The sequence below is a fragment of the Longimicrobiaceae bacterium genome, from assembly GCA_035936415.1.
GTDB lineage: Bacteria > Gemmatimonadota > Gemmatimonadetes > Longimicrobiales > Longimicrobiaceae > JAFAYN01.
Map to the genome: position 1 here is coordinate 1 of DASYWD010000182.1, position 7,868 is coordinate 7,868.

8 protein-coding genes are annotated in these 7,868 nt (G+C 71.5%); 3 read left to right on the forward strand and 5 right to left on the reverse strand.

The genetic code is table 11. The features are described from left to right. Both grpE and dnaK read right to left on the reverse strand, forming a co-directional pair. The coding region (gene grpE / locus VGR37_07210) for a nucleotide exchange factor GrpE (GenBank protein ID HEV2147174.1) at positions 1 to 361 on the reverse strand (361 nt) is incomplete at its 3' end. Continuing rightward, positions 358 to 2,283: a molecular chaperone DnaK gene (gene dnaK / locus VGR37_07215; GenBank protein HEV2147175.1), complete on the reverse strand. Its 1,926-nt coding sequence runs from the start codon at positions 2,281 to 2,283 to the stop codon at positions 358 to 360. The genes dnaK and grpE, both read right to left, overlap by 4 nt. Before the next feature lie 311 nt (positions 2,284 to 2,594). Here dnaK and VGR37_07220 point away from each other — a divergent pair, with 311 nt between their 5' ends. Beyond that, positions 2,595 to 3,449 (forward strand): purine-nucleoside phosphorylase, encoded by an 855-nt coding sequence (locus tag VGR37_07220; protein HEV2147176.1) that lies wholly within the window; start codon positions 2,595 to 2,597, stop codon positions 3,447 to 3,449. Positions 3,450 to 3,541: 92 nt separating this feature from the next. On the opposite strand, the gene thiD is transcribed toward VGR37_07220, so the two are convergent. The 3 genes from thiD to VGR37_07235 are packed head-to-tail and all read right to left on the reverse strand — an operon-like array spanning position 3,542 to position 6,059. Beyond that, a complete protein-coding gene (thiD, locus tag VGR37_07225) occupies positions 3,542 to 4,348 on the reverse strand; it encodes a bifunctional hydroxymethylpyrimidine kinase/phosphomethylpyrimidine kinase (protein HEV2147177.1) in 807 nt (268 codons plus the stop codon). Next, on the reverse strand, positions 4,348 to 5,235 hold the full coding sequence (locus VGR37_07230) for a M48 family metallopeptidase (GenBank protein HEV2147178.1): 888 nt from the start codon (positions 5,233 to 5,235) through the stop codon (positions 4,348 to 4,350). Before VGR37_07230 ends, thiD begins: the two co-directional genes overlap by 1 nt. Next, on the reverse strand, positions 5,232 to 6,059 hold the full coding sequence (locus VGR37_07235; GenBank protein HEV2147179.1) for a M48 family metallopeptidase: 828 nt from the start codon (positions 6,057 to 6,059) through the stop codon (positions 5,232 to 5,234). The genes VGR37_07230 and VGR37_07235 overlap by 4 nt, the downstream gene beginning before the upstream one ends. 75 nt (positions 6,060 to 6,134) lie before the next feature. Between VGR37_07235 and VGR37_07240 the strand changes: the two genes are divergently transcribed. Next, a complete protein-coding gene (locus tag VGR37_07240) occupies positions 6,135 to 6,902 on the forward strand; it encodes an RNA methyltransferase (protein HEV2147180.1) in 768 nt (255 codons plus the stop codon). Positions 6,903 to 6,921: 19 nt separating this feature from the next. Further along, entirely contained in the window at positions 6,922 to 7,689 is a 768-nt protein-coding gene (locus VGR37_07245) for a prepilin peptidase (GenBank protein ID HEV2147181.1), read from the forward strand. The last annotated feature ends 179 nt before the right edge of the window (positions 7,690 to 7,868 follow it).

Below are 7,868 nucleotides of genomic sequence, written 5' to 3' on the forward strand. Positions count from 1 at the left end.
GGGCGATGCCGTAGTCGAACGCGTCGAGCACCGGCAGTAGGCTCTGGACGATCCCCGCGCTGCGGCGCGCCACCTCGTCGGCCTGCTGCTTCATCATGCGCTTGCGCATGTTCTCGAGCTCCGCCTGCTTGCTCTGGGCAAGGGCGAGGAACTCGTCGCGCTCGGCGGTCACCCGTTCGAGGTCGTTCAGGATGTCCTCGACCGACGGCATGCCCCCGCCGTCGCCGGGGGCGACGTCGTCGCCCGCCGGCTCGGCGAGGAGGTCCTCGGGCAGGGGCACCTCGTCGAGGGGGGCCGGTCCGCCGGGGACCAGTCCGACATCCTCGACGAGCTCGTCCACGTCCGGGGTGGGCTCGCTCACGCCGAACGACCCTCCGGCTCATCGACGATCTCGGCGTCGACGACGTCGTCGTCACCGCCCGGCTGGCCACCGCCGCCGGTCGTCCCCGCCCCACCAGAGTCGGCCGCGGCCGACTCGTAGAGGCGCTGCGAGAACGTCTGGCTGGCGCCCATGAGGGCGTCGGTGGCCTTGCGGATGCGCTCGATGTCCGCCTCGCCGCTCCCGCCGGCGACCGCCTCCTTCAGCTCGGAGAGGGCGGACTCGACCGCCTCCTTCTCGCTGCCGGAGACCTTGTCGCCGTGCTCCCGGAGCACCTTCTCGGTCTGGTACACGAGGCTGTCGGCGTTGTTGCGGACCTCGGCCTCCTCCTTGCGCCGCCGGTCCTCGGCCGCGTGGGCCTCGGCGTCGCGCACCATCTGGTCGATGGTGTCCTTGTCGAGCGAGCTCTGACCGGTGATGGTCATCGACTGCTCCTTGTTGGTCGCCCGGTCCTTGGCCGACACGTGCACGATGCCGTTGGCGTCGATGTCGAACGTGACCTCGATCTGCGGGACGCCACGGGGGGCGGGGGGCAGGTCGACGAGCTGGAACTTGCCGAGCGTCTTGTTGTACGTGGCCATCTCGCGCTCGCCCTGGAGCACGTGGATCTCCACCGTGGTCTGGTTGTCCTCCGCGGTGGAGAACGTCTCAGACTTCTTGGTCGGGATGGTGGTGTTCCGTGCGATCAGCGTGGTCATCACCCCGCCCAGCGTCTCGATCCCCAGCGAGAGCGGCGTCACGTCGAGGAGGAGCACGTCCTTCACGTCGCCCGCCAGCACGCCGCCCTGGATCGCCGCCCCGATCGCCACCACCTCGTCCGGGTTGACACCTTTGTGCGGGTCCTTCCCGAAGAAGCTCTTCACCACCTCCTGGATCTTGGGGATGCGGGTGGAGCCGCCCACCAGGATCACCTCGTCGATCTCGCCCGGCTTCAGGCCGGCGTCCTGCAGCGCCTTCTGCATCGGCGGGATGGTGCGCTGCACCAGGTCGTCCACGAGCTGCTCGAACTTGGCCCGCGTCAGGGTGACGTTGAGGTGCTTCGGGCCCTCCTGCGTCGCCGTGATGAAGGGGAGGTTGATGTCCGTGGACGAGGTGGTCGACAGCTCCATCTTGGCCTTCTCCGCGGCCTCCTTGAGGCGCTGCAGGGCCATGGCGTCCTTGGAGAGGTCGATCCCCTGGTCCTTCCTGAACTCCTCCACCAGCCAGTCGATGACACGCTGGTCGAAGTCGTCGCCGCCCAGGTGGGTGTCGCCGTTGGTGGCCTTCACCTCGAAGACGCCCTCGCCCAGCTCCAGGATGGAGATGTCGTAGGTGCCGCCGCCCAGGTCGTAGACCGCGATCTTCTCGTCCTTCTTCTTGTCGAGGCCGTACGCGAGCGCCGCCGCGGTGGGCTCGTTGATGATGCGCAGCACCTCCAGGCCGGCGATCTTCCCGGCGTCCTTGGTGGCCTGCCGCTGGGCGTCGTTGAAGTACGCCGGTACGGTGATGACCGCCTGCGTCACCGTCTGTCCCAGGTAGTCCTCGGCGGTCTGCTTCATCTTCTGCAGGATCATCGCCGAGATCTCGGGGGGCGAGAAGGCCTTGTCCGCGTTGGGGACCTTGACGGTCGCCAGCCCGTTGGCGCCGCTCACCACCTCGTACGGCACCATCTTCTCCTCGGTCTTCACCTCGGCCTCCTTGCGGCCCATGAAGCGCTTGATGGAGAAGACGGTGTTCTTGGGGTTGGTGATGGCCTGGCGCCGCGCCACCTGGCCCACCAGGCGCTCGCCGTCCTTGGTGAACGCGACGACGGAGGGCGTCGTGCGTCCGCCCTCGGCGTTGGGGATGACGACCGGGTCACCACCCTCCATCACCGCCACGACGGAGTTGGTGGTCCCCAGGTCGATTCCGATCACTTTCGCCATGGGTTTCTCCTCAGTGAGCTTTCGTGTTCGTCTCGAAAAAACGGGTCGCCCCGCTATAAAGCGTACCGTCCCGGCGAAGGGGCGCGGGGCGGGAACTGGTGTCCCGGGGGTGCAACCCATGTGCCACCCACAGCCCGCTTTTCCTGCTGTTTCGACAGGGCTTAGGCCTCAGGGAGAGCCAAAATGACGGGTGCTCCTGACATGCTCCGGAACTCCCCGCCACCGGTCTCCCGCCGTTGACTCCTCCCCCGCCTCCCGGCTATATCTCCCCCTCGCCCGGACCATCGGCTTCGTACTCCCGCACTTCCGCCATGCAGACCGCGACCCCCATCGGCGAGACCGTCGCCTTCCTGCGCGAGCGCTTCACGCGCGCGCCGCACGCCGTGCTGGTGCTGGGCTCGGGGCTCGGCGGGATGGCGGACGAGATCGAGGACCCGGTGCGCATCCCCTTCGGCGACATCCCCGGCTTCCCGTGGCGGACGCAGGAGCTGGCGGGCCACGCAGGAGCGCTGGTGGCGGGGCGGCTGGAGGGGGTGGAGGTGGCGGCGATGCAGGGGCGCTTCCACCTGTACGAGGGGTGGGCGCCGGAGGACGTGGCGCTCCCGGTCCGGGCACTGGCCGCGCTGGGCGCCCGCACGCTGGTGGTGACCAACGCGGCGGGCGGGGTCCGCCCGGGATTCCGCCCCGGCGACCTGATGCTGATCGCGGACCACCTCAACTTCATGTGGCGGAACCCGCTGATCGGCGCCGTGGTCCCGGGCGAGGAGCGCTTCCCCGACATGAGCGACCCGTACGACGCCGCGTTCCGCCGCATCGCCGAGGAGGTGGCGCTGGAGCTGGGGATCCCGCTGGTGCAGGGCGTCTACGCCGCGCTCCTGGGCCCCAGCTACGAGACCCCGGCCGAGGTCCGCATGCTCGCCCGGATCGGCGCCGACGCGGTGGGGATGTCCACCGTGCCGGAGGTGCTGGTGGCCCGCGCCCTGCGGATCCGGGTGCTCGGCATCTCGTGCATCACCAACCTGGCCGCCGGGCTGGGCGGGCAGAAGCTCTCGCACGACGAGGTGATGGAGGTGGGCGCCGCCGTGCGCGACCGCCTGGCCGCGCTGGTCCGCGGCGTCCTCCCCCGCGTGGCCGGTCTGAACCTCCCCTCCGAGGCGGCGAGATGAATGAAGAATTGAGAATGTAGAAAGGGCTCCTCCGTCGCGAGGAGCCCCCGGCTCGCCGAGGAGCCGTGCCGTTGCCGTTCTTTCTACATTCTTCATTCTACATTCTTCATTCCCACCAGATGGTTCAGCGGCCCGTGCCCGCTCCCCAGCCCCGGCGCGCTCCGGATCGCCCGCTGCACGTACTCCAGCGCGTCCTCCACCGCGCCGCGCAGCGGGCGGCCGTGGGCCAGGCCGGCGGCGATCGCGGCGGAAAGGGTGCAGCCGGTGCCGTGCGTGCTCGTGGTGTGCAGCTTCGGGCGGCGCCACTCGTGCCACTCGCGGCCGTCGAAGAGGACGTCCACCAGCTCGTCCGTGCGGAGGTGGCCCCCCTTGAGGAGGGCGGCGCGGGCGCCGCGCTCCACCAGCGCCCCGGCGGCGCGGCGCATCGCGGCGGGGTCCTCCACCGGGAAGCCGGCCAGGAGCGCGGCCTCGTCGAGGTTCGGGGTGGCGAGGGCGGCCAGGGGGAGCAGCTCCTCCACGATCGTGCGCTCCGCGTCGCGGTCCAGCAGGCGGTCGCCGCTGGTGGCCACCATCACCGGGTCCAGGACGTAGTTGGGGAGGGCGTGCTCCCGGATGGAGGCGGCGACGCCGCAGACCAGCTCCGCGGTCGCCAGCATCCCCGTCTTGCAGGCGGCGGGGCGCAGGTCCTCGGCCACGGCGCGGACCTGCGCGCGGACCGTCTCCACGGGGATGGGGTGCACCCCGGTCACGCCGCGCGTGTTCTGCACGGTGACGGCGGTGATCGCGGTGGTGCCGAAGGCGCCGAAGGCGTGGAAGGTCTTCAGGTCGGCCTGGATCCCCGCGCCGCCCCCGGAGTCGGAGCCGGCGATGGACAGGACCACCGGGAGGGGACGGGGCATCAGGGGTGCGGGACGGGGTGCGGGATCGGCGGCGGCGGGAGCGCGCGCACCCGCCGCAGGAACGCCGGGTAAGATGCGATGTCGCGCGCCAGCCCGGGAGAGGCTTCCGGGAGCTCCTCCCCGATCTCCTCCTGGGTCTGCCGGATCCGCTCCTCGGTCATGGGGTGCGTGGAGAACCACTCCAGGCTCAGGGTGCGGCGCTCCGTGGCCGCCTCCTCCCGGAGGAGCCCCTTGAGGAAGGTGATGATCCCCCGCGGATCCACCCCGGCCTCGATCAGGTAGCGCACCGCCAGCTCGTCCGCCTGCAGCTCCGCCTGGCGAGAGTGGGACGCGGTCCAGAGGGTGTGGCCCAGCCGCAGGGCGGTCTGGTCCAGCAGCTCCGGCTCGCCCCCCAGGATCACCCGGTAGAGCACGGAGATCAGGGAGCCGGTCCGGAGCTGCCGCTCCAGGCTCTGGGCCCCATGTCGGGCGGCCACGTGGCCGATCTCGTGCGCCAGCACGGCCGAGAGCTCGGAGACGTCGCTGGTGCGCTCGATCAGGCCGCGGTTCACGTAGATGTGCCCGCCCGGAAGCGCGAAGGCGTTCACCCCGGGGCTGTCGACGATGTAGAAGCGGTAGGGGACGTCCGGGCGGTCGCTCTTGCGGGCGATCAGCCCTCCCAGGCGGTTCACGTACAGGTGGAGCGCCGGGTCGCGCACCAGCGGAAGCTGCGCGTTGATCTGCGCCGCGATCCGGTCGCCCAGCTCCTGCTCCCGGTCCTCGCTGATGCAGCCCGCCAGCCCCAGCGTGAGCACCAGCGCGCAGAGGCGGGCCCAGCCGGCGAGGCGGGCCCGCGCGGTCGGCGACCGGCGGGCCCGGGGATGCGCGGGGGAGCCCGCCCGGCTCACTGCCGCGCCGCGGGGAGGGAGCGGACGCGCGCCCGGAAGCTCTGGTAGGCGCGGGTGTCCGTGGCCAGGCGGGCGCGGGTGGCGGCGGGGATCGCCTCCACGGCGCGGCTGGTGTTCTGGATCCGCTCCTCCGTGAGCGGGTGTGTGGAGAACCACTGCTCCAGCCGGCTGGGGTTGCGCTTCCGCTCCGAGAGCAGCTCGTTGAAGAAGCGGACCATCCCCTGGGGGTTGTACCCGGCGCGGACCATGTAGTCCACGCCCCGGAGGTCGGCCTCGCGCTCCGCGTCGCGGCCGTAGCTCGCGAACACCGCGCCCCCCGCGGCCTGCACGCCCACCCGCTCCACTGCGCCGGGGCTGCGGCCCAGGAGGACGCCGTAGAGGAGCGAGAGCCCCAGGTTGGCGTTCTGCGCCCGCTGCCACTGCTCGATCCCGTGGCGCTCCGCCACGTGGGCGACCTCGTGCGCGAGCACGCCGGCCAGCTCCGACATGTTGTCGGCGCGCTCGATCAGCCCGCGGTTCACGTAGATGTGCCCGCCGGGGACCGCGAACGCGTTCACCACGTTGGAGTTGACGACGTAGAAGGTGTACGGGATCCCGCGCGGGTCCGCGACGCGGGCGATGGAGCGCCCGAGCTGGTTGATGTACTGGTTCACGGCGGCGTCCCGGACGATGGGGAGCTGCCGGTTGATCTCGGCGGCGTTCTGCCGGCCGAGCTGCACCTCCTGCTGCGTCGAGATCGCCGGGGCACAGCCGCCGGCGGTGGCCACCGCGCCGCCCAGCGCGAGCGCCAGGACGGGGTGGCGAAAGCGATCGAAAAGACTCATCGTAAGGTCTCCCTTCGTTTCGGTTCTCCTCCGTGCGGGGCGTTTGAAAAGCAAGTCCCGGACCAACATGGACTTATGTTGACGCGCAGGGAATCGAGGCTCCTGCGGGGCCTGCACCAGCGGAAGAATCGCGAGGCGGAGGGCGCCTTCCTGGTGGAGGGGGTGCGAGCCGTGGAGGACCTGCTCGCGTCCCCCCTGCACCCGCGCCTGCTCGCATGGTCGTCCTCCCTGGAGGACACCGGGCGTGGGCGCGCGCTCCTCGCCGCGGCCGGCCGGCGCGGTGTCCCCCTGCGCGAGGTGTCGGAGGCCGAGCTGCGGGAGTATGCCGGGACGGAGACTCCGCAGGGCGTCGTCGCCGTGGCCGAGGTCCCCGTACGCGGGCTGGACGACCTGGCCGCCGCGTCGCCTCCGACGGTGGTGCTGGTGCTGGACGCCGTGCAGGACCCCGGCAACTTCGGGGCGATGGTGCGCACGGCGGAGGCGCTCGGCGCCGTCGGGGTCGTGGCGCTCCCCGGCACGGTGGACGCCTGGAACCCCAAGTCCGTGCGCGCGGCGATGGGCTCCTCGTTCCGCCTCCCGATCGTCGCCGCCACCTGGGAGGAGGCGGGCCCCCGGCTGGAGGCCGGGGGGTTCCGGATCCTCGCCACCGCCGTCGGGGCCGAGCCTCTCGGCGACGACCGCCCGCAGCGCGCCGCGCTGGTGATGGGCAACGAGGGCGCCGGCGTGTCCGCGGAGACGCGGGCGCGGGCGCACCGCGAGGTGGGGATCCCGCTCCGCGGCCGCGCCGAGTCGCTGAACGTCACCTCCGCGGCGGCCATCCTCCTCCACGACCTGCTCCGCTGACCCTCCCACAACGCTCCCGATGCCACAGTATCTCGTCTGGGCCTACGCCGCCCTTGTGGGCGCCGCGGTGGGCTCCTTCCTGAACGTCTGCGTCTACCGCCTCCCCGAGGGGGAGTCCGTGGTGTCTCCCCGCTCGCGCTGCCCGGAGTGCGGGCTGCAGATCGGCTGGCGCGACAACGTCCCGGTGCTGAGCTGGCTACTGCTCCGGGGCCGGTGCCGCGGGTGCGGGACGGGGATCTCCGTCCAGTACCCGCTGGTGGAGCTCACCGTAGCCCTGCTCTGGCTGGCGGCGGCGATCCGCTTCGGCTTCTCCTGGCAGGCGCTCTCCACCGCGCTCTTCTTCACCCTGCTGCTGGGGATCGCGCTCACCGACGCGCGCGCCTACACCATCCCGGACGAGTTCTCGCTGGGCGGGCTGGTGGCCGGGATCCTCCTTTCGCTCGCGCCCGGGGGGATCTCCCCCCTGCAGTCGGCGCTCGGCGCCGCGCTGGGGTTCGGGCTGCTCTACGCGGTGGCCGTCGTGGGGGAGTGGGCGTTCAAGAAGCCGGCGATGGGGGGCGGGGACATCAAGATGATGGCGATGGTGGGGGCGTTCCTCGGCCCGGTGGGCGTGCTGCTCACCCTGTTCCTGGGCGCGCTGCTCGGCACGCTGATCTTCGCGCCCATCAGCATGCGGACGGGGAAGCTGGTGCCCTTCGGGATCTTCCTGGCGCTCGGCGCTGCCGTCACCGAGCCGTGGGGCGACTGGATGACGACCTGGTACCTGAGCACCTTCCTGGGGCGGTAGAAACACGAGGACGTCCGCCGTGGTGGTGTCGTGTGGCGGTCGGGGGCGGGGGTAGTCTCCGGAAGAAGTGAACTCGCTTCGCTCAGACATCCACTTCTTCCTCCGACCACCCCCACCCCCACCCTGCGCCCCTCTCCGCGAGGTGCCGAACGGCAGTTGAAGTGCTCCCCTCTCCCGCT

What these genes read in the sequence shown, in the direction of transcription:
- dnaK (HEV2147175.1), bottom strand. Translation starts at nt 2,283, where the DNA reads ATGGCGAAAGTGATCGGAATCGACCTGGGGACCACCAACTCCGTCGTG.
- VGR37_07220 (HEV2147176.1), top strand. Translation starts at nt 2,595, where the DNA reads ATGCAGACCGCGACCCCCATCGGCGAGACCGTCGCCTTCCTGCGCGAG.
- thiD (HEV2147177.1), bottom strand. Translation starts at nt 4,348, where the DNA reads ATGCCCCGTCCCCTCCCGGTGGTCCTGTCCATCGCCGGCTCCGACTCC.
- VGR37_07235 (HEV2147179.1), bottom strand. Translation starts at nt 6,059, where the DNA reads ATGAGTCTTTTCGATCGCTTTCGCCACCCCGTCCTGGCGCTCGCGCTG.
- VGR37_07240 (HEV2147180.1), top strand. Translation starts at nt 6,135, where the DNA reads ATGTTGACGCGCAGGGAATCGAGGCTCCTGCGGGGCCTGCACCAGCGG.
- VGR37_07245 (HEV2147181.1), top strand. Translation starts at nt 6,922, where the DNA reads ATGCCACAGTATCTCGTCTGGGCCTACGCCGCCCTTGTGGGCGCCGCG.